The organism is Streptomyces sp. NPDC093085, assembly GCF_040683935.1.
GTDB lineage: Bacteria > Actinomycetota > Actinomycetes > Streptomycetales > Streptomycetaceae > Streptomyces.
Genome location: NZ_JBFBFB010000006.1, coordinates 267,448 through 286,056 on the forward strand (window position 1 = coordinate 267,448; position 18,609 = coordinate 286,056).

General features: G+C 71.0%; 19 protein-coding genes and 5 tRNA genes. 16 read left to right on the forward strand and 8 right to left on the reverse strand.

Annotation, left to right across the window (positions count from 1 at the left end; genetic code table 11):
* Positions 1-161 precede the first annotated feature (161 nt).
* The 4 genes from AB0O07_RS19890 to AB0O07_RS19905 form a co-directional block, all read right to left on the reverse strand.
* Positions 162-743 (reverse strand): ATP/GTP-binding protein, encoded by a 582-nt coding sequence (locus AB0O07_RS19890; protein ID WP_189282429.1) that lies wholly within the window; start codon positions 741-743, stop codon positions 162-164.
* Positions 724-1,131 carry a DUF742 domain-containing protein gene (locus AB0O07_RS19895; RefSeq protein ID WP_319683976.1) on the reverse strand — a complete coding sequence of 136 codons (408 nt, stop codon included), beginning with the start codon at positions 1,129-1,131 and terminating at the stop codon, positions 724-726. The genes AB0O07_RS19890 and AB0O07_RS19895 overlap by 20 nt, the downstream gene beginning before the upstream one ends.
* A 106-nt stretch (positions 1,132-1,237) precedes the next feature.
* Positions 1,238-1,651: a roadblock/LC7 domain-containing protein gene (locus AB0O07_RS19900; protein WP_030351794.1), complete on the reverse strand. Its 414-nt coding sequence runs from the start codon at positions 1,649-1,651 to the stop codon at positions 1,238-1,240.
* 9 nt (positions 1,652-1,660) lie between these two features.
* Complete coding sequence (locus AB0O07_RS19905; RefSeq protein WP_365634894.1) at positions 1,661-5,818, reverse strand: nitrate- and nitrite sensing domain-containing protein; 4,158 nt, start codon at positions 5,816-5,818, stop codon at positions 1,661-1,663.
* 579 nt (positions 5,819-6,397) lie between these two features.
* Between AB0O07_RS19905 and AB0O07_RS19910 the strand changes: the two genes are divergently transcribed.
* The 11 genes from AB0O07_RS19910 to AB0O07_RS19960 all read left to right on the forward strand — a co-directional run bounded on the left by AB0O07_RS19910 (position 6,398) and on the right by AB0O07_RS19960 (position 11,693).
* Positions 6,398-6,616: a hypothetical protein gene (locus tag AB0O07_RS19910; protein ID WP_365634897.1), complete on the forward strand. Its 219-nt coding sequence runs from the start codon at positions 6,398-6,400 to the stop codon at positions 6,614-6,616.
* Between the two features lie 358 nt (positions 6,617-6,974).
* The gene (locus tag AB0O07_RS19915) at positions 6,975-7,760 is read left to right on the forward strand and encodes a fumarylacetoacetate hydrolase family protein (RefSeq protein ID WP_365634900.1); all 786 of its coding nucleotides are present in this window, start codon (positions 6,975-6,977) and stop codon (positions 7,758-7,760) included.
* Positions 7,753-9,225, forward strand: coding sequence for a glutamate--tRNA ligase (gene gltX, locus AB0O07_RS19920; RefSeq protein WP_365634903.1), 1,473 nt, complete (start codon positions 7,753-7,755; stop codon positions 9,223-9,225). Before AB0O07_RS19915 ends, gltX begins: the two co-directional genes overlap by 8 nt.
* A 284-nt stretch (positions 9,226-9,509) precedes the next feature.
* The gene (locus AB0O07_RS19925; RefSeq protein ID WP_365634906.1) at positions 9,510-9,857 is read left to right on the forward strand and encodes a peptidase inhibitor family I36 protein; all 348 of its coding nucleotides are present in this window, start codon (positions 9,510-9,512) and stop codon (positions 9,855-9,857) included.
* A gap of 90 nt (positions 9,858-9,947) precedes the next feature.
* Complete coding sequence (locus AB0O07_RS19930) at positions 9,948-10,244, forward strand: hypothetical protein (protein ID WP_365634909.1); 297 nt, start codon at positions 9,948-9,950, stop codon at positions 10,242-10,244.
* Between the two features lie 155 nt (positions 10,245-10,399).
* Positions 10,400-11,119, forward strand: coding sequence for an HAD family hydrolase (locus AB0O07_RS19935; protein ID WP_365634912.1), 720 nt, complete (start codon positions 10,400-10,402; stop codon positions 11,117-11,119).
* A gap of 88 nt (positions 11,120-11,207) precedes the next feature.
* Positions 11,208-11,279: transfer RNA gene (locus AB0O07_RS19940), tRNA-Gln, on the forward strand.
* 23 nt (positions 11,280-11,302) lie between these two features.
* Positions 11,303-11,375, forward strand: a tRNA-Glu gene (locus tag AB0O07_RS19945).
* Between the two features lie 62 nt (positions 11,376-11,437).
* A tRNA-Glu gene (locus AB0O07_RS19950) sits at positions 11,438-11,510 on the forward strand.
* A gap of 20 nt (positions 11,511-11,530) precedes the next feature.
* Positions 11,531-11,602: transfer RNA gene (locus AB0O07_RS19955), tRNA-Gln, on the forward strand.
* 15 nt (positions 11,603-11,617) lie between these two features.
* A tRNA-Glu gene (locus AB0O07_RS19960) sits at positions 11,618-11,693 on the forward strand.
* A gap of 39 nt (positions 11,694-11,732) precedes the next feature.
* Here the strand turns inward: AB0O07_RS19960 and AB0O07_RS19965 are convergent.
* Positions 11,733-12,440, reverse strand: coding sequence for a MerR family transcriptional regulator (locus tag AB0O07_RS19965; RefSeq protein WP_365634915.1), 708 nt, complete (start codon positions 12,438-12,440; stop codon positions 11,733-11,735).
* A 93-nt stretch (positions 12,441-12,533) separates the two neighbouring features.
* On the opposite strand from AB0O07_RS19965, the gene AB0O07_RS19970 reads away from it, so the two are divergent.
* A complete protein-coding gene (locus tag AB0O07_RS19970; protein ID WP_365634917.1) occupies positions 12,534-13,034 on the forward strand; it encodes a DUF4188 domain-containing protein in 501 nt (166 codons plus the stop codon).
* 219 nt (positions 13,035-13,253) lie between these two features.
* On the opposite strand, the gene ndgR is transcribed toward AB0O07_RS19970, so the two are convergent.
* Positions 13,254-13,970, reverse strand: coding sequence for an IclR family transcriptional regulator NdgR (ndgR, locus tag AB0O07_RS19975; RefSeq protein WP_365634920.1), 717 nt, complete (start codon positions 13,968-13,970; stop codon positions 13,254-13,256).
* Between the two features lie 211 nt (positions 13,971-14,181).
* Between ndgR and leuC the strand changes: the two genes are divergently transcribed.
* The 4 genes from leuC to AB0O07_RS19995 all read left to right on the forward strand — a co-directional run bounded on the left by leuC (position 14,182) and on the right by AB0O07_RS19995 (position 17,369).
* A complete protein-coding gene (gene leuC / locus AB0O07_RS19980; RefSeq protein ID WP_365634923.1) occupies positions 14,182-15,621 on the forward strand; it encodes a 3-isopropylmalate dehydratase large subunit in 1,440 nt (479 codons plus the stop codon).
* A gap of 2 nt (positions 15,622-15,623) precedes the next feature.
* Complete coding sequence (gene leuD / locus AB0O07_RS19985; protein ID WP_365634926.1) at positions 15,624-16,232, forward strand: 3-isopropylmalate dehydratase small subunit; 609 nt, start codon at positions 15,624-15,626, stop codon at positions 16,230-16,232.
* A gap of 104 nt (positions 16,233-16,336) precedes the next feature.
* Positions 16,337-16,564: a hypothetical protein gene (locus AB0O07_RS19990; RefSeq protein WP_365634928.1), complete on the forward strand. Its 228-nt coding sequence runs from the start codon at positions 16,337-16,339 to the stop codon at positions 16,562-16,564.
* 142 nt (positions 16,565-16,706) lie between these two features.
* The gene (locus tag AB0O07_RS19995) at positions 16,707-17,369 is read left to right on the forward strand and encodes an HU family DNA-binding protein (RefSeq protein WP_365634931.1); all 663 of its coding nucleotides are present in this window, start codon (positions 16,707-16,709) and stop codon (positions 17,367-17,369) included.
* A gap of 192 nt (positions 17,370-17,561) precedes the next feature.
* On the opposite strand, the gene AB0O07_RS20000 is transcribed toward AB0O07_RS19995, so the two are convergent.
* Both AB0O07_RS20000 and cofC read right to left on the reverse strand, forming a co-directional pair.
* Entirely contained in the window at positions 17,562-17,771 is a 210-nt protein-coding gene (locus AB0O07_RS20000) for a hypothetical protein (RefSeq protein ID WP_365634934.1), read from the reverse strand.
* A gap of 29 nt (positions 17,772-17,800) precedes the next feature.
* A complete protein-coding gene (gene cofC / locus AB0O07_RS20005) occupies positions 17,801-18,481 on the reverse strand; it encodes a 2-phospho-L-lactate guanylyltransferase (protein ID WP_365634937.1) in 681 nt (226 codons plus the stop codon).
* Positions 18,482-18,609: the final 128 nt, after the last annotated feature.

Consider the following 18,609-nt stretch of genomic DNA (forward strand, 5'->3'; position numbering starts at 1 on the left):
CAAAAGACGGGGCCGGCATGTGCGCAGGGACACCACGCGAGTGCGGCGGGTGGCCGGAGAGCGTGAATTCTCTGTCGAAATGTTATGAACACAGCGGCGGGCCGTGTCCAGGGACAGGGCCCACCTCCGGGTGGTCTACGGCAACTGCCTTACGGCTCCCCCTACTTCAGTCGTGCCATGAGGGCGTGTTCGACCAGGGTGATGAGTCCGCTTTTGGCGTCGGCGCGGTGGCGGGCGTCGGTGGTGATGATGGGGGTGTCGGGGCCGATCTGGAGTGCTTCGCGTACTTCGTCGGGGGTGTAGGGCTGGTGTCCGTCGAAGCCGTTGAGGGCGATGACGAAGGGGAGTCCGGAGTTTTCGAAGTAGTCGACGGCGGGGAAGCAGTCGGCGAGGCGGCGGGTGTCGACGAGGACGACGGCGCCGATGGCGCCGCGTACGAGGTCGTCCCACATGAACCAGAAGCGGTCCTGTCCGGGGGTGCCGAAGAGGTAGAGGATGAGGTCTTGGTCGAGGGTGATGCGTCCGAAGTCCATGGCCACGGTGGTGGTGGTCTTGTCTCCGGTGTGGGTGAGGTCGTCGATGCCGGCGGATGCGCTGGTCATGACGGCTTCGGTACGCAGCGGGTTGATCTCTGAGACGGCGCCTACGAACGTGGTCTTGCCCACGCCGAAGCCGCCCGCCACCACGATCTTCGCGCTGGTGGTCGATCGGGCCGCACCGCCGCTAGAGCTTGCGAAGTCCACTGAGCACCCTTTCGAGCAGTGTCACATCCGGCGTACCGCCGGCCTCTCCGTTGCCCGGCTGGTGGATGGCCACCATGCCGGCCTCCGCCAGGTCGGCCACGAGGATCCGGGCGACACCGAGCGGCATGGTCAGCAGCGCCGAGACCTCGGCCACGGACTTGACCTCACGGCACAGGTGGCAGATCCGCTGGTGCTCGGGGAGCAGGGTGGCGAGGTGCGCCGGGTCCGCGGTCGTACTGACCAGCGCCTCGATGGCGAGCTGGTAACGCGGCCGGGTCCGGCCGCCGGTCATGGCGTACGGACGTACCAGCGGCTGATCGCCCTCGGGTCCGTACGAGGCGTCGACGGAGACGCCGTACGGATCGTGAGAGGCGGGTGGCGGGGTCATGAATCCTCCGGGCGTGACAGCAAGATGTCTGCGTGCCGTCTGACTTGGCCGGTGGGGGGCCGGTTGGGCGGCCTGACGGTGAGTAGCTGGGTAGTTCCTGGAAGACTCAGTGCAGCAGACTTCCCTGAAGCTCGGCGCGCAGATCCGGGGTGAGGACCGTACCGGCGCGGTCGACCAGGAGGGCCATCTCGTACCCCACCAGGCCGATGTCGCACTCGGGGTGGGCGAGCACGGCCAGGGAGGAACCGTCGGAGACGGACATCAGGAAGAGGAAGCCGCGCTCCATCTCCACCACGGTCTGGTTGACCGGGCCGCCTTCGAAGATCCGGGACGCCCCCGCGGTCAGCGAGGTCAGCCCCGACGCCACGGCCGCGAGCTGATCGGCGCGGTCACGGGGGAAGCCCTCGGACATGGCCAGCAGAAGTCCGTCTGCGGAGACCACCACGGTGTGGGACACCCCGGGGGTGTTGTCCACGAAATTGGTGATCAACCAGTTCAGATTCTGCGCAGCCTGACTCATCGGACTCAACTAACGCTCCTGCTGGTGAGAGGTGCCGAGGTTGAATCCGCTGTTCGCCGGGGAGTTGCTGCCCGCCTGACGACCTTGCTGGATACCCCGACGGAGATTGGTCAGCCGGCCACGCACGTCAGCGGGCGCGCGGGAGACCTGCGGACCGGCCTGGGTGTTCTGTTCCTGCGCGGTACCGGGCACCAGGTTGGCGCGCGGCACCCTGCGGGGCAGACCGGATGTGGTGACGCCGCCGGACTGGGGCTTCTTGGCCCGTTCGGCCTGGCGTACCAGTTCATCGTTGGGAGAGGTACGCCAGGAGGAGGTGGCGCCCACGCCCCCGGCGGACCCCTGGGAGTCCGAACCGCCGCTGGAGAAGTTGAAGCCGGAGCCGTTGGTCCCGGAGCCCTGGCCGAGGCCATTGAGCCCGGGGCGCCGGCTCTGCGGGTCGTTGACGCCGGGGCGCCCGGTGCCCACGCCGAAGCCGTTGCCGGAGGTGGCGCCCGCGCCGTTCGTGTCCGCGCCGTTGGCGCCGCCGTTGGCACCGAGGGCGCCGCCCGGTTCGCGGCGCGGCATCGGGGGCGGCGCCGAGGGGCTGTCCGCGGCCGGGTTCCTGGCCGGCAGACCGCTGTCGTACGAGCCGGATCCGGCACCGCCGCCGAACGTACCGCCGCCGAGGGAGCCGTTGCCGCCCAGGGAGCCGCCGCCGAACGCGCTGTCGCCGATCGGGCCGCCCTGGGGGCCGGTGTCCTGGCGCCCGGTGTCCTGGCGGCCGGTGTCCTGCGACGCGTGGAACCAGTTGGTCTCCAGCGTGTCGTAGAGCGGCGTACGGCCGTCACCGGGGCCCGAGGCCGGGGGCAGCGCCTCCGGCTGGGGCTGCGGCGGCAGGCTCGGCCGCTGGTAGTCGCCCTCGCCGCCGGGCGCCGTGGCGGGCGCGGGCGGGCGCGGGGCGTTGAAGTCCTGCTGGCCGGTGGCGAAGCCGGACTGCGACTGCGGCCGGTAGCCGTCGTTCTCGTTCTGCCGGCCGTAGTCCGTGCCGCCCTGCTGCTGGCTGCCGTACTCCCCGGAAGGCGCGGAGTACGGGGCCGGGGCGTTGAAGTCGGGGCGCGCGAACGGGGCCGTGGACGCCGGGTCCTGGCCGCCGCCGAGCGGGCCGTTCTGGTCCGGGCGGGGCCCGTCGAAGTCCGGCCGGGGGAACTCGGAGGTGGAGCCGGGGCCCTGCCGCTCGCCGGAGGGGCGGGCGAACTGGTTGCCGGACCCGTGCTCCTCGTGGCCGCGCGGGGCGTCCGGCGAGGGACGGCCCTGGTGGCCGTCGCCCCAGCCCGGGGTCCCCGGGCGGGACGGCTGCGGGGTGCCGCCGGGGAGCTCGGCGCGCGGCCCGCCGGGCGGCGGGAGCTGCCGGTCGCGCTGGGGGGCGGGGGCGCCGCCCTGCTGGAAGGCGTTCTGGGCGCGCCCGCTGAAACCGTTCTGCCCCTGGCCGGAGCCGCCGGGGCCGCCCTGGTTGCCGGGGCCGCCGGGTGCCTGGCCGAACGCGTTCGCGACACCGGAGCGGTCGGTACGGCCCTGACCCTGCCCGGGACCGCCCTGGCCGCCCTGCCCGGGACCCTGTCCGGACGGAGCCTGCGACGAGGGCCCCTGCGACCCCGGCCCGAAGGCGTTCTGCGCGAAGATGCTGGGCTGGCCGGATCCGGTCCGCTGCGGGTCGTTCGAGCCGCCCTGCGGCCCGCCGCCCGGCGCCCCGTCCCCGCGCGAGGGCAGCGCCGCGCGCGGCCCCGCACCGGCACCGACCTGGCCGCGCGGAGCACCGGCACCGAGCAGCCCGCCGGGCGCGCCGCCGGGAGCCCCGGGAGCACCGGGGCCGCCCTGGCCACCGGGGCCTCCGGGGAGCTGGCCCGCGCCGTTCGGTGCCTGCTGGCCCATCGGACCCTGGCCGGGCCCTGCCCCGCCGGGCCGCCCCGCGGGGGCCTTCTTGTTCCCCTGCGCGACATCGACGGGGAGCATGACCAGCGCGGTCGTCCCCCCGGAGTCGGAAGGCCTGAGCTGGATCCTGATGCCGTGGCGGAGCGAGAGCCGGCCGACCACGAAGAGACCCATGCGGCGCGAGACCGAGACATCCACGGTGGGCGGCGAGGCGAGCCGCTCGTTGATCGCCGCGAGATCCTCGGGGGAGAGGCCGATACCGGTGTCGTGGATCTCCACCAGCACCCGGCCGTCGGGCAGCGCGTGACCGGTGACCCGGACCTTCGTCTGCGGCGAGGAGAACGACGTGGCGTTCTCCAGCAGCTCGGCGAGGAGGTGCACGAGGTCGTTGACGACCCGCCCGGCGACCTCGGTGGTCGGCACGGAGGCCAGCTCGATGCGCTCGTACTGCTCCACCTCGGAGGCGGCGGCGCGCAACACGTCGACCAGCGGCACCGGCCGGGTCCAGCGGCGCCCCGGCTCCTCGCCCGCGAGGACGAGGAGGTTCTCGCCGTTACGGCGCATACGGGTCGCGAGGTGGTCGAGCTTGAAGAGCGAGGAGAGCTGGTCCGGGTCGGCCTCGCGGGACTCCAGTTCGGAGATGAGGGCGAGCTGGCGCTGGATGAGGCCCTGGCTGCGGCGCGACAGGTTGGTGAACATCGCGTTGACGTTGCCTCGCAGCAGTGCCTGCTCGGCGGCGAGCCGGACGGCCTCGCGGTGCACGTCGTCGAAGGCCGCGGCGACCTTCCCGATCTCGTCCCGGGAGTGCACACCGACCGACTCGACGGAGGTGTCGACGTCCTGCGGGTCGGAGTCGGAGAGCTGCTTGACCAGCTCGGGCAGCCGGTCCTGGGCGACCCGGGTGGCCGTGTCCTGGAGCCGCCGCAGCGAGCGAATCATGGAGCGGGCGACCACGAAGGCGCCGACGAGGGAGACACCGAGGACGATGAGGATCAGCGCGGCGTTGATGAGCGCGTCGCGCTGCGACTGGGTGCGCAGCTCGCGCGCCTTGCTCTCCATCTCGCCGAGGAGCGTCGCCTCGATGGTCTTCATCGCGTTGAGCCGGGTGGACGCCTGGTCGGTCCAGTCCAGATACGAGCGGTTGGGCTGGCTCTGGAGGCCGTCGGCGGTGCTGAGCACCCGGTCCGCGTACTTCTCGGACGCCTGGATCTCGGGGTTGCCCTGCCCGTTGAGCGGGGCCATCAGCGACTCGGCGTCGCCGCCCATCGACTCGTACAGGAAGCTGAACGAGGTGAGGGCGTTCTTCTCCTTGGTCGCCGCCGCGAGACCGTAGAGCCGGTCGTTCTCGTCGAGCTTGCCCTTCTTCGAAGGGTCGGCGGGGAGCGCGGCGGCGATGATCGCGCGCTGGATGGAGGCGTACTCCTTGGCGGACGAGAACGCGGCGAGCGCGCGGGTCCGCTTGATCATGTCGGGGTTGTTGGTCGCCTGCGCCATGTCCTGCGAGAGGCTCAGCAGCGAGGTGATCAGCCCGTCGTACGCGTCGACCGTCAGCGAGTCGGAACCGGTGCCGCTGTACGCGTCCTTGCGGATGGTGTTGATGCGGTTGACCTGGGTGGCAATCTGGTTGACGTTCGAGCGGATGCTCTCCAGCGCCTGGTCGCCCTCGGTGTTGCCGATGTCCACCGTGGCGTCGAGGAAGGCCTTCTTGGCCCGGTCGGTCTTGGTGCGGCGGTCCTGGACCTTGAAGTCCTTGGCGTCGGCGCCGTTGGTCAGCGGGCCCGCGGACTCGTCGCGCTCGGCCTGGAGCGCCTGGGCGAGCGTGGTCGCCTCTTTGGTCATCTTGGTGAGCAGCTGCATGTGTTCGAGCTGCTGCATGTCGTTGAGGGACTCGTTGATACGGAGTCCGCCCAGCGTGGTGGCGGCGACCACGGGAAGGGTCAGCAGCGCCACCAGACGGGTGCTGATGCGCCAGTTGCGCAGGGCTATTCGGTTCCCCGGATCGCCCGGCGCCGTCCCGCTGGAGACCGTCTGCGGAGCCGGCGGCATGGCGGGCGCGCCGAGGCCGCCCTTGCCCGGTCCGCTCCTGGGAGCGGGGCCCCCGGGCCCCTGATGACCGCTCCGACCGCCGCCCTGGCCGTCCGACGGAGCCGGGCCCGGGCCCGGGTTCTGGGTGTGCTGGGGCGAGGAGCCGCGGTCGGATCCGCCGCGGTGCTCCTGCTCCGCCGCAGCGCTGCCATCCCTCTTGTAACGTCCCTGCACTAGCGTCGCAACCTCTGGACCAGGCGTTCCCCCGCTGGACGGCGGAACGGTGTCGGCGTCGTGGGGCGCGGAAACCCGCCCCCCATGGTGGTCGTGAGTGACCGGCGCTGCTCCCCTTCCCCACCGCCACTCGGCGCTGCGTTGCGCCCCTGCGCGCCGGCACATCCAAACCCGCGGCGGTGGGGGGAATTCCAGCACAGTGCAGGATCTCCAACAAGGGCGGTGGGGCGCCCTGTGACCGGAATGACACGGCGTGAGCGGCGAGTCACCGGCCGTGGAAAGGTTTCGCGGAGGAATCGGACTTTCGCGTACGAGCCGCGTACGGGTGGGGGGTGTCCCAGTCCGGATGATCAGCAGCGGAATGTCACGTTCAGTACTTCATTGTCCGTTTCCTTGGTCACCAACTCGGGTCCGGAATGGGTGATATGCCGGGTGGTTGGTGAGGAAACTCACACGGTGATCGGCGATCGTTCACGACTTCTGCCGGGAATTCGATGTTTAGCCTGACGCTTTACAGGTATGGCACATCCGACAACCGGCGTTCCGGCGCCCGTACCCCGACAAGGTCTGACAGCGCAGATGAGTCCGCAGAAGACAACGATGATGTTCCGCAACACCGCCAACCCCCGGCGCACCACGCTGGCGCACCTGAAGGACGCCGAGGAACTGGTCCGTACCGACCAGGCCGACCGGCCGGAACACGCCGCCGCACTCCCGAACCGTACGGCAAACCCGCGCCGTACGACGCTGATGACCGCCCCGGCCGTACAGCCCGGCACGGCGGAGGCCACGGCGTAACGCCGGACGTCCCGTCGTACGGGGTGCGCCCCGGCTCCGGATGCCGGCGCGCACCCCGTACGCCGCCCGCTCCGCGCACGCCGCGCGCACCCCTTGTGCCGCCCGCTCCGGTCGTCCCGTACGCCCCGCACGATCAGCCCCTGCCCGCTTCTGCCGCCCGTTCGCCCGCCCGTGCCGTGTTATACGCACCGGAGGCACCCGCCGTTCACGGAGCCGTCGAAGCGGTGGAAGGCGTGGGAGGCGGTGAAGGTCCAGGGTTCTTCGCGGGCCGCGTTAGCCTGAGGCGTCCTCCGGGGCCATCCCGGCGGGCGACCAGACCACTCAGCAAGCACCCAGCAAGCGAAGGGCGACAGCTTCCGTGCGCATCGCCAGATTCTCCATCGACGGCAATGTCGCCTTCGGCGCGGTCGAGGGCGACGCCGCCGGCTCCACCGCCGGCCTCGTCCTCGACATCATCAAGGGCATTCCGTACACCGACTTCGAACTGTCGGGCACCAAGGTCCCGCTGAGCAAGGTGCGGCTGCTCCCGCCCGTCCTGCCCAACAAGGTCGTGGCGTACGGGCGCAACTACGCGGAGCACGCGGCGGAGCTGGGCAACGCCGTCCCCGACGTGCCGTTCGCCTTCCTCAAGCCCACCACCTCGGTGATCGGCTCCGGCGACGCCATCGAGTACCCGTCCTTCTCGAACGAGGTGCACTACGAGGCCGAACTCGCCGTCGTCATCGGACGGATGTGCCGCGAGGTGCCGCGCGAACGCGTCAAGGACGTCATCTTCGGCTACACCTGCGCCAACGACGTCAGCGCCCGCGACACCCAGCGCAGCGAGAAGCAGTGGGCGCGCGCCAAGGGCTTCGACACGTCCTGCCCGCTCGGCCCCTGGGTGGAGACCGAACTCGACCCCTCCGACCTCACCATCCAGTGCACGGTCAACGGCGAACAGCGGCAGCTCGGCCGTACGAGCGACATGATCAACTCCATCGAGGACCTGATCGTCAACATCACCGAGGCGATGACGCTGCTCCCCGGCGACGTCGTTCTCACGGGCACCCCCGCGGGGGTCGGCCCCCTCACCGTCGGCGACGAGGTCGCCGTCACCATCGAAGGCATCGGCACTCTCACCAACAAGGTGATCAAGCGTGGCTAGCGCACCCGTCCGTGTACGTTTCTGTCCCTCCCCGACCGGCAACCCCCATGTGGGCCTGGTCCGTACCGCCCTCTTCAACTGGGCGTACGCCCGCCACACCGGCGGCTCCCTGGTGCTCCGCATCGAGGACACCGACGCGGCGCGCGACTCCGAGGAGAGCTACGTCCAGCTCCTCGACGCGCTGCGCTGGCTGGGCCTCGACTGGGACGAGGGCCCCGAGGTCGGCGGCCCGCACGCCCCGTACCGCCAGTCGCAGCGCATGGACCTCTACCGCGACGTCGCCGAGAAGCTCCAGGCGGCCGGCCACGCGTACCGCTGCTACTGCACGACGGAGGAGCTGGACGCCCGCAGGGACGCGGCACGCGCGGCGGGGCGGCCCTCCGGGTACGACGGCCACTGCCGGGACCTGAGCGCGGAGCAGCGGGCGGCGTACGAGGCGGAGGGGCGCGGCTCCATCGTCCGCTTCCGGATGCCCGACGAGCCGATCACCTTCACGGACCTGGTACGCGGCGAGCTGACCTTCACCCCGGAGAACGTCCCGGACTACGGCATCGTCCGCGCCAACGGGGCGCCCCTCTACACGCTCGTCAACCCCGTCGACGACGCGCTGATGGGCATCACCCATGTCCTGCGCGGCGAGGACCTGCTCTCCTCCACACCGCGCCAGGTGGCCCTGTACCAGGCCCTGATCGAACTGGACCTGGCGTCGGAGGTCCCCTCCTTCGGCCACCTCCCCTACGTCATGGGGGAGGGCAACAAGAAGCTCTCCAAGCGCGACCCCCAGTCGTCCCTCAACCTCTACCGGGAGCGCGGCTTCCTCCCCGAGGGACTGCTCAACTACCTCTCGCTGCTGGGCTGGTCGCTCTCGGCCGACCGGGACATCTTCTCGATGGACGAGATGGTCGCGGCGTTCGACATCGCGGACGTCAACGGGAACCCGGCCCGCTTCGACCTGAAGAAGGCCGAGGCGATCAACGCGGACCACATCCGGATGCTGGACCCGAAGGCGTTCGCGGACGCCTGCGCCCCCTGGCTGAAGGCCCCGCACGCCCCCTGGGCCCCGGAGAACTTCGACCCGGCCGCCTTCGACGCACTCGCCCCGCTCGCCCAGACCCGGGTCACGGTCCTCTCGGACATCACCGCCAACGTCGACTTCCTCTTCCTGGACGAGCCGGTCGAGGACGAGGCGTCCTGGGCGAAGGCGATGAAGCCGGGCGCGGACGCGCTGCTCACCACGGCGCGCGCGAAGATCGCGGAGGCGGAGTGGACCGCCGGGTCCCTCAAGAACGCGGTCCTGGCGGCCGGCGAGGAACACGGCCTCAAGCTCGGCAAGGCCCAGGCCCCGGTCCGCGTGGCCACCACGGGCCGCACGGTGGGCCTCCCCCTCTTCGAGTCCCTGGAACTCCTGGGCCGCGACCGCACCCTGGCCCGTATCGACGCGGCGCTGGCGAAGCTGGGGGCGTGACCGGCGCGGACCGCCGTGCGGGCGCGGGCGGGACCGCCACGGTCGCCACCCGTGCCCTCGGGGGAGGGCACCGCGACAGGTGAACGCATCCGCCCCGCGCGCCCCGTCGTGCGCGCCGGTGAAGCGGGGCACCAGGAGGTGCGTGGTTCACCTCTGCACGCTTCACGCGACAGGGGTGCGCTCACTTAACGAGCGCACCCCTGGGCATATCCCTCCATCGAGGGCGCTCTCCGCCTGTAACGGGATTTCCGCCGTTCCGGGGCGCCCGCCCGAGAGGAGGACATATGTCCCTGCGCAAGGTGAAAGCACTGGTCGTCGCCGGAACGGCCGTGCTGGCCACACTCGCCACCATCACCCCGTCCACTGCCGCTCCGGCCTGCGAGGCCAACGCCATCTGTCTCTGGACCAAGAAGAACGGTGGCGGCCAACTCCTGGTCTGGAAGGGCGGTTACCGGGACCTCCCGGCGGAGTTCCACGACCACGTGTACTCGTTCCGGGCCAACCGGAGCGGTGCCTTCATCAACTACAACAACGGCACCAAGGAGTGCCGGACCGTACGCGCCGGCGACTACGCCGACAACTACGACCAGGGCTTCGGCAAGCTGATGGACGCCATCGGGGACAACTGCTGATCCCGGCCTGACCCCGGCCCGACAGCGGGGCGGCCCCCGCCCGCCCCGCTCAAGCTGCGAGGGGGGCCGGCCCGGGCCACCATGTGGCTTATGGACACCACACACGCCACCCACCCCGACCACGCCCACCGCCACGGCGAAGGCTGCGGCCACGTGGCCGTGCCGCACGAGGGGCACGTGGACTACGTACACGACGGCCACCTCCACCGCGCCCACGAGGACCACACCGACGAGTGCCGGACCGCGGGCCATGTGACCCACGACGACCACGCCCACCGTCATGGCGAGGGGTGCGGGCATGTCGCGGTGCCGCACGAGGGGCACGTCGACTATGTGCACGACGGCCACCGTCACGCCGGTCACGAGGGGCACTGGGACGACCACTGACCGGCGTCCGGCCCGGCCCCCGCGCCGGACCGCCCGCCCGGGCGGTCCACTCCGCGCCCCCGCCCCCGGTCCGCTCCCTCTTCGCTCCCGGGCCGCCCCCGTCCGCCCCGTCCCGGGCGCCACGGGGGCCGCGTCGGCGCGGTAGCGTCGGCTCCATGGCGATTCGTGCCGTCCTCTGGGACATCGACGACACCCTCTTCGACCACACCAGCGCCGACCGCGCCGGAATGGCGCGGCATCTCGCGGCCGAAGGGATGGAGGAGCCGGGGGAGTCCGTCGAGCGGAGCCTCGAACGGTGGCGGGGGATCACCGACTCCCAGTGGCTGCGGTTCGCCGCCGGGGAGCTGGACTTCCTGGGGCAGCGGCGCGAGCGGGTGCGGATCTTCACCGGGGCGGAGCTGAGCGACGCCGAGGCCGACGCCTGGTTCGAGCGGTACATCGCGCACTACCAGGCCGCCTGGAGCCTCTTCCCCGACAGCCTCGCCGCCCTCGATCTGCTCGCCGCCGACTACCGCCAGGCCGTGCTCTCCAACTCCTCGATCGCCAACCAGGACCCGAAACTCCGCGCCCTGGGCGTACGCGATCACTTCGAGAGCGTGCTCTGCGCCGTCGAACTCGGTGTCTCCAAACCCGATGCCGCCGCCTTCCACGCCGCCTGCGCCGCCCTCGCCCTCGACCCCGGCGAGGTCGCGTACGTCGGGAACGAGCCGGACATCGACGCCGGCGGCGCCGTCGCCGCCGGGCTGGCCGGGGTCTGGCTGGACCGGGGCGGCGTCGGCGGCCGTCCCGAGCTGGTGCGGATCACCGATCTGGGGCAGTTGCCCGCCGTACTCCGCGGGCAATCTCGTTTTGGTGGCCTGTCCGCGATCAGGTAATGTTCTTCCTGCGCCGCCCGGGAAAACCGCGAGGAACGACCGGGAAGCGCACGCCAGACAAGGCCCCCACCAGGGGGTTCAGCTTTGGTGGGCTATGGTGTAATTGGCAGCACGACGGTTTCTGGTTCCGTTAGTCTAGGTTCGAGTCCTGGTAGCCCAGCGCAGACTGTCTTCTGCGAACACGCCCCCGTTGTGTAGCGGCCTAGCACGCTGCCCTCTCACGGCAGTAGCGCCGGTTCGAATCCGGTCGGGGGTACTGATCCTTCTCTCCGATGTCCTCGGGTCGCACCCGGGAACGTCGATGCAGGATCGCCAAAGGCCCCCGTTGTGTAGCGGCCTAGCACGCTGCCCTCTCACGGCAGTAGCGCCGGTTCGAATCCGGTCGGGGGTACTGATTCACTTGAATCACCATGGGCTATGGTGTAATTGGCAACACGACGGTTTCTGGTTCCGTTATTCTAGGTTCGAGTCCTGGTAGCCCAGCTCGCCGCAAGGCTTGCCCCCGTTGTGTAGCGGCCTAGCACGCTGCCCTCTCACGGCAGTAGCGCCGGTTCGAATCCGGTCGGGGGTACCAGATCAGACCCTCCCTTCGGGGAGGGTCTTTTCGTTTCCCTCAACCCCCGTCGCCGAAGCGGCGGTTCGACTCCTCCGCCTGGGCCAGCCGCCGCAGGCTCAGCAACACCGGTTCGTAGAGCACCGTCGAGGCGACCGCCGCCTCCACCATCCGCGTGCCCGGCTCGTACGCCTCGATCATGTCGATGTCCACGACGCCGAGTTGGTCCGCACACCGCCCGTACGCGAGCAGGTCCTCCATCGCGCACGGATACCCGCTCCGCTCCAGCGCCGCGATCGCCTCGACGAGCGTCCGGTACGCCGGGGACTCGCCCCGCGCCGCGCTGCCGAAGCTCCAGCCGAGCCGCACCAGCAACTCCGTCGCCCGCTCCTCGGCGGCCGCCACCACCGGATCCGGTGCCGCGTCCGGTACGGGGGCCTCCGCGTCCGGCGGCGGCGCCGTGCCCGGCGTCTTCGCCCCCGTGTCCGGGAAGTCGGCCGGGAGCGACCAGACCGCCGCCCCGATCCGGCTGTGGAGGTCCAGCGCATCGTCCTCCACGGCCACCAGGACCTCCCGCGCCGTCGCCACCGGCATCCGCCCCACCTGGATCAGCGCCCGCACCAGCCGCAGCCGGCGCAGATGCTCCTCGTCGTACGCCGCCTGCGTGGCGTTGATCCGGCGGCCCGGCCGGAGCAGCCCCTCGCGCAAGTAGTACTTGATCGTGGCGGTGGGCACCCCGCTGCGATCGCTCAGTTCCTTCATGCGCATCCCGCTTGCACCTTTCCTTGGACAGTGCCACTATCCAATCATGGATAGTCGAGCTATCCAGTTTGGCGAAGGCGAGAGATCGATGGGGGCGTCATGAGTGCACAGGTGATCGAAGGGCGGATGACCGCGGCGGCCGAGGACGGCGTGGTGGTCTTCCTGATCGGGATGCGGATCAACAAGTTCCGCTCCCCGCGCGACTGGTGGCCGGTGATGCGGGCCATGCCGAGGATGCTGAAGGAGCTGACCGAGGACCCGGCCGGCGGGCTGATAGGCGCCCGCTTCCTGGTCGGCGGGGCCCGGCTGGCCTACCTCGTCCAGTACTGGGAGTCCCGGGAGAAGCTGCTGGCGTACGCGGCGGCCCCGGACCGGGGGCACCGGCCGGCCTGGGCGGCGTTCAACCGCAGGGCGCGGGCGGGCGGCGCCGGGGTCGGGTTCTGGCACGAGACCTATCTGGTCCCGGCGGGCTCGTACGAGACCGTCTACGTCAACATGCCGGAGTTCGGCCTCGGCGCGGCGACGGGGGTGATCCCGGTCGGCAGGCGCGGCGACCGCGCGGCGGACCGGCTGGCCGTGAAGAAGAGCCCGGCGGCGTGAACGCGGGGCGCCGGGCGCGGGACGCGCGGCGCCGGGTGGCTCGCCTCGGCCTCGTCCCGATCGGGGGACGGGATGAGGTGCGAGGGGGCCCTGAGGTCTGTGGGGGAGGTGGGGCCGCTACGGCGCTGGAGCGGCCCGGGGGAGTGAGGGAGGGGCGAGCGGGAGAGGTGAGCGGCGGGGAAGGGGGAGCGTGAAGGGAGAGCGTGACCGGAGCGGGGGTCAGCCCGCGCGGCGCAGCGCCTCGCTCAGCCGCCCCGCCGCGTCGATCACGGCCTGGGCGTGCATCCGCCCCGGATGGCGCGACAGCCGCTCGATCGGTCCGGATACCGAGACGGCCGCGACCACCCGGTTCGACGGGCCCCGTACCGGCGCCGAGACCGAGGCCACGCCCGGCTCGCGCTCGCCGATCGACTGGGCCCACCCTCTGCGCCGTACGCCCGAGAGCGCCGTCGCCGTGAAGCGGGCGCCCTGGAGGCCGCGGTGCAGCCGCTCCGGCTCCTCCCAGGCCATCAGGATCTGGGCCGAGGAGCCCGCCTTCATGGTCAGGGTGGAGCCCACCGGGACCGTGTCCCGCAGTCCGGAGAGCCGCTCCGCCGCCGCCACACATATCCGCATGTCGCCCTGGCGGCGGTAGAGCTGCGCGCTCTCCCCGGTCAGGTCCCGCAGATGGGTGAGGACCGGCCCCGCCGTGGCGAGCAGACGGTCCTCGCCCGCCGCGGCGGCCAGCTCGGCCAGCCGGGGGCCGAGGATGAACCGGCCCTGCATGTCCCTCGCCACCAGCCGGTGGTGTTCGAGTGCCACGGCCAGCCGGTGGGCCGTGGGTCGTGCGAGCCCGGTCGCCGCGACCAGCCCGGCGAGGGTGGCCGGACCGGACTCCAGGGCGCTCAATACCAGAGCCGCCTTGTCGAGAACGCCGACGCCGCTAGAGTTGTCCATGAAACGATACTCGCGTCTCACTCTGTGAAACGCAAGTTCAATTTTCCGGAGAACTTGCCAACCTGGTAGGTACGGGCCCGCGGAATCGGGTCCGCGGGAGACGGGCCCATGACCAAGGGTCCCCCGCCGGCGTCCGGAGCGTGGGGTACGGACGTGGGCCCCACATATCTCTAGGAGAGCCGGCCATGAGAGGCCGGCCGGAGGGAAAGCGATGGGTAGGACACTCGCGGAGAAGGTCTGGGACGACCATGTCGTCCGGCGCGCCGAGGGCGAGCCCGACCTCCTCTTCATCGATCTGCACCTGCTGCACGAGGTGACCAGCCCCCAGGCGTTCGACGGTCTCCGCAAGAACGGCCGGAGCGTCCGGCGCCTCGACCTCACCATCGCGACCGAGGATCACAACACCCCGACCCTCGACATCGACAAGCCCATCGCGGACCCCGTCTCCCGTGTCCAGTTGGAGACCCTGCGCAAGAACTGCGCGGAGTTCGGGGTACGGCTCCACCCGCTGGGCGACGTCGAGCAGGGCGTCGTCCATGTCGTGGGACCCCAGCTCGGTCTGACCCAGCCCGGCACCACCGTGGTCTGCGGCGACAGCCACACCTCCACCCACGGCGCCTTCGGCGCGCTCGCGTTCGGCATCGGCACCAGCCAGGTCGAGCACGTCCTCGCGACCCAGACGCTGCCGATGGCCCGGCCCCGGACCATGGCCATCACCGTCGAGGGCGAACTGCCCGCCGATGTCACCGCCAAGGACCTCATCCTCGCGATCATCGCGCGGATCGGCACCGGCGGCGGCCAGGGGTACATCCTGGAGTACCGCGGCTCCGCCATCGAGAAGCTCTCGATGGAGGCCCGGATGACCATCTGCAACATGTCCATCGAGGCCGGCGCCAGGGCGGGCATGATCGCCCCGGACCAGATCACCTTCGACTACCTCAAGGACCGCGACCACGCACCCCAGGGCGACGACTGGGACACGGCCGTCGCGTACTGGAAGACGCTGCGCACCGACGACGACGCGGTCTTCGACGCCGAGGTCTTCATCAAGGCCGAGGAACTCGCCCCGTTCGTCACCTGGGGCACCAACCCGGGCCAGGGCCTGCCGCTCTCCGCGAGCGTCCCCGACCCTGCTTCGTACGAGGACGCTTCGGAGCGCCTCGCCGCCGAAAAGGCCCTGGAGTACATGGGGTTGACCGCCGGGCAGCCGCTGCGCGACATCACGGTCGACACCGTCTTCGTAGGTTCCTGCACCAACGGCCGTATCGAGGACCTGCGCTCGGCAGCCGCCCTGCTGGAGGGCCGCAAAGTCGCCGACGGGGTACGGATGCTGATCGTCCCCGGCTCCGTACGGGTCGCCCTCCAGGCCGTCGCCGAGGGGCTCGACAAGGTCTTCACCGAGGCCGGCGCCGAATGGCGGCACGCGGGGTGCTCGATGTGCCTGGGCATGAACCCCGACCAACTCGCGCCCGGCGAGCGCTCCGCGTCCACGTCCAACCGTAACTTCGAGGGCAGGCAGGGCAAGGGCGGCCGGACCCATCTGGTCTCGCCGCAGGTCGCCGCCGCCACCGCCGTACTGGGCCATCTGGCCTCCCCCGCCGATCTGTCCGACGCCGGTGCCGGCGACCGTACGCCCGCTGGAGCGCGATAACCATGGAAGCCTTCACCACCCACACCGGCCGGGCCGTTCCGCTCCGCCGGGGCAATGTCGACACCGACCAGATCATCCCCGCCCACTGGCTCAAGAAGGTCACCAGGGACGGGTTCGAGGACGGCCTCTTCGAGGCGTGGCGCAAGGACCCGTCCTTCGTCCTCAACCAGCCCGAGTACGCCGGAGCCACGGTTCTGGTCGCCGGACCCGACTTCGGTACCGGCTCCTCCCGCGAGCACGCCGTCTGGGCCCTCCAGAACTACGGGTTCAAGGCGGTCATCTCCTCGCGCTTCGCCGACATCTTCCGCGGCAACTCGCTCAAGAACGGCCTGCTGACCGTCGTTCTGGAGCAGCCGGTCGTGGACGCCCTCTGGAAGATCACCGAGAGCGACCCCACGGCGGAGGTCACGGTCGACCTGGAGCAGCGCCAGGTCCGGGCGGCCTCCTCCGACGGAGCAACGCTTGTGGCCGATTTCGAGCTTGACGAGAACGCCCGCTGGCGGCTCCTGAACGGGCTCGACGACATCAGCCTCACCCTTCAGAACGAGCCCGACATCGCCGCGTACGAGGCCGCGAGGCCCTCCTTCAAACCACGCACAATCACGGTCTGATCAGCGCGTTTCCCCTTCTGCACCCCCTGCCTCCCGGCAGGGGGTGCAGTTGCTTGTTGAGCCCCTGTCGGGCGACAACTCGCCCCAGATGGCACAATCGGTGCATGGAACGCGACAGCCAACTCAAGCTCTACGGGTTAGTCGCCGAACAACTCAAAGATGCGCACGCGAAGGTGCGTGCACTGCAGGTCCCGGAGGGCGTGCGACAAGCTCTCTCACGGAAGCTGCTGGTCATCACGGCCGCGGCGAAGCACGATCTCCCGGACGCGGCAAGGCGTCTGGACCGCTTGATGAAGGACCTCGACGAGGGGCGTTTTCCGGAAGGTCGCTGACCCGCCGGAACTCCGTCGAGCCGACTTCGTTGCGGCACTAGGGTGATTAGCCCGTTTCGTGTTTGATTTGCGGTATATATCTGCCTAACGTGCGAAAAAGCTTGAACACTTTCGTTCTGGCAATGTTTCCGAAGGGGAAGACGTGAACAAGGCGCAGCTCGTAGAAGCGATTGCGGACAAGGTCGGCGGGCGCCAGCAGGCCGCCGACGCGGTCGACGCGGTACTCGACGCGATCGTCCGCGCGGTGGTCGCGGGCGACCGGGTCTCGGTGACCGGCTTCGGCTCGTTCGAGAAGGTCGACCGCCCGGCGCGGTACGCCCGTAACCCGCAGACGGGCGAGCGCGTACGGGTCAAGAAGACCTCGGTGCCGCGGTTCCGCGCGGGCCAGGGCTTCAAGGACCTCGTGAGCGGATCGAAGAAGCTCCCGAAGAACGATGTGGCCGTCAAGAAGGCCCCCAAGGGCAGCCTCTCGGGCGGCGCTTCCGCCCGTACGACCGTGAAGGCCGCGGCCAAGAAGGCCACCGCCAAGAAGGTGGCCACCACGGCGCGGAAGACCGCGGTCAAGAAGGCCACGGCCGCCCGCACCACCGCCGCCAAGAAGACCACCGCGACGGCGAAGAAGACCACCGCCAAGAAGACCACCGCCACCGCGAAGAAGACCGCCAAGAAGGCCACCGGCGCGGCCAAGAAGGCCACCGCCAAGAAGACCGCCCCGGCCAAGAAGGCGACGGCCAAGAAGGCCCCCGCGCGCAAGGCCACCGCGCGCACCACCACGGCGAAGAAGGTCGTCGCCAGGAAGAAGTAGGCAGGAAGCGGTTGACAAGGCCGTACGCGCCGGGCCGGGCTCCCCTCGGGGAGCCCGGCCCGCGGCGTGTGACGGGGCGGACGGCGCTGGCCGGGCGGCGGGCGGGCACGGTACGGGCGCCTTGCGGGCCGCTGTGGGCAGCTCCCTCGCGGCGCCCCACGAGGCTGCCGCGAAAAGAGGTGACGCGGAAACTCAGAGCGTCTGAAGGGTCACCAGTGTGATGCGCACGCCCTCGCCCCGGGGCACCGGCTCGGTCTCGATCCGTACCCGCTGACCCGGTCGGAGCAGCCGCAGCCCGCCCGCGTCGAAGGCCGCCGCGTCGAACTCCACCGGAGTGCCGTCGTCGAGCAGCACACTCCCGCAGCGGGTCTCGGGATCGTATGTGTACGAGGTCGCCTGCATCACCGCAGCGTATCGCCGTCCCCAGGGCCTCAGCACCCCGGCCCGGACGCCGCGTACCCCTCGTACCGCAGCGCCGTGCGCGGCCCGAGCCCCAGCTCAGCCGCCGCCAGCAGATCCTCGCCGGTATCGACATCCCGCCGTACGGAATCCACCGAGGCCAGAATGATTTCCACCGCCCCGGTCGTCAGATGCCGCATTCTCGACTCCCCGCCGAAAGCCGGATTCAATTCCACCCCCGGGGCAGCCGTCAGCAAAGTGGTACCGATTCCCACGGCGTCCGCGAGAAAAGCACGGGGAAAAGACTCCGCCGCCGTCAGGACCTGGCCGAGTTCCGCCGGGTGCAGCGCGGGCAGATCCGCGTTGAGCGCCGCCACCGCGGCCCCCGGACGCACCGCCCGCACCGCCAGCGCCCCGTGCGCGAGCGCCGCGTTGAGGCCGTCCGCGGGGGTGTCCGGCACGATCCGGGCGCCCAGCGCGGCCAGCTCGCCCGCCGCCGTCGGGTCGTCGGTGACCACCGCCACGTCCCGCACCACGGGGCAGGCCAGCGCCGCCGCCACCGTGTCCAGCGCGAACGCCAGGGCCAGCCGGGGGCGCAGCGCCTCGCCCGTCGCCCGGGCCAGCCGGCTCTTCGCGATCCGCAGCGGCTTCAACGGCACCACCAGGGACCACGGCGCGGCCGGGTCGGTGTGCGTGGCGAGCTCCGGCTCCATCTCCGCGTCCGCTCTCCCTCCCTGTGCGGTGGCCCACCTGTGGCCCGTGTGTACCGGACCTCTATTGTGGCCCGGCACCCCGCCCACCCACAGGCCCGGTCCGCGGACCGGGGCGTACGGTGTTCTCG

Bases quoted from the DNA above. Each gene is read 5' to 3' on its own strand.
- AB0O07_RS19930 (WP_365634909.1), top strand. From the start codon at position 9,948: ATGGACACCACACACGCCACCCACCCCGACCACGCCCACCGCCACGGC.
- AB0O07_RS19965 (WP_365634915.1), bottom strand. From the start codon at position 12,440: ATGCGCATGAAGGAACTGAGCGATCGCAGCGGGGTGCCCACCGCCACG.
- ndgR (WP_365634920.1), bottom strand. From the start codon at position 13,970: ATGGACAACTCTAGCGGCGTCGGCGTTCTCGACAAGGCGGCTCTGGTA.
- AB0O07_RS19935 (WP_365634912.1), top strand. From the start codon at position 10,400: ATGGCGATTCGTGCCGTCCTCTGGGACATCGACGACACCCTCTTCGAC.
- leuD (WP_365634926.1), top strand. From the start codon at position 15,624: ATGGAAGCCTTCACCACCCACACCGGCCGGGCCGTTCCGCTCCGCCGG.
- AB0O07_RS19900 (WP_030351794.1), bottom strand. From the start codon at position 1,651: ATGAGTCAGGCTGCGCAGAATCTGAACTGGTTGATCACCAATTTCGTG.
- leuC (WP_365634923.1), top strand. From the start codon at position 14,182: ATGGGTAGGACACTCGCGGAGAAGGTCTGGGACGACCATGTCGTCCGG.
- AB0O07_RS19990 (WP_365634928.1), top strand. From the start codon at position 16,337: ATGGAACGCGACAGCCAACTCAAGCTCTACGGGTTAGTCGCCGAACAA.
- AB0O07_RS19970 (WP_365634917.1), top strand. From the start codon at position 12,534: ATGAGTGCACAGGTGATCGAAGGGCGGATGACCGCGGCGGCCGAGGAC.
- AB0O07_RS20000 (WP_365634934.1), bottom strand. From the start codon at position 17,771: ATGCAGGCGACCTCGTACACATACGATCCCGAGACCCGCTGCGGGAGT.
- AB0O07_RS19895 (WP_319683976.1), bottom strand. From the start codon at position 1,131: ATGACCCCGCCACCCGCCTCTCACGATCCGTACGGCGTCTCCGTCGAC.
- AB0O07_RS19925 (WP_365634906.1), top strand. From the start codon at position 9,510: ATGTCCCTGCGCAAGGTGAAAGCACTGGTCGTCGCCGGAACGGCCGTG.
- AB0O07_RS19910 (WP_365634897.1), top strand. From the start codon at position 6,398: ATGAGTCCGCAGAAGACAACGATGATGTTCCGCAACACCGCCAACCCC.
- cofC (WP_365634937.1), bottom strand. From the start codon at position 18,481: ATGGAGCCGGAGCTCGCCACGCACACCGACCCGGCCGCGCCGTGGTCC.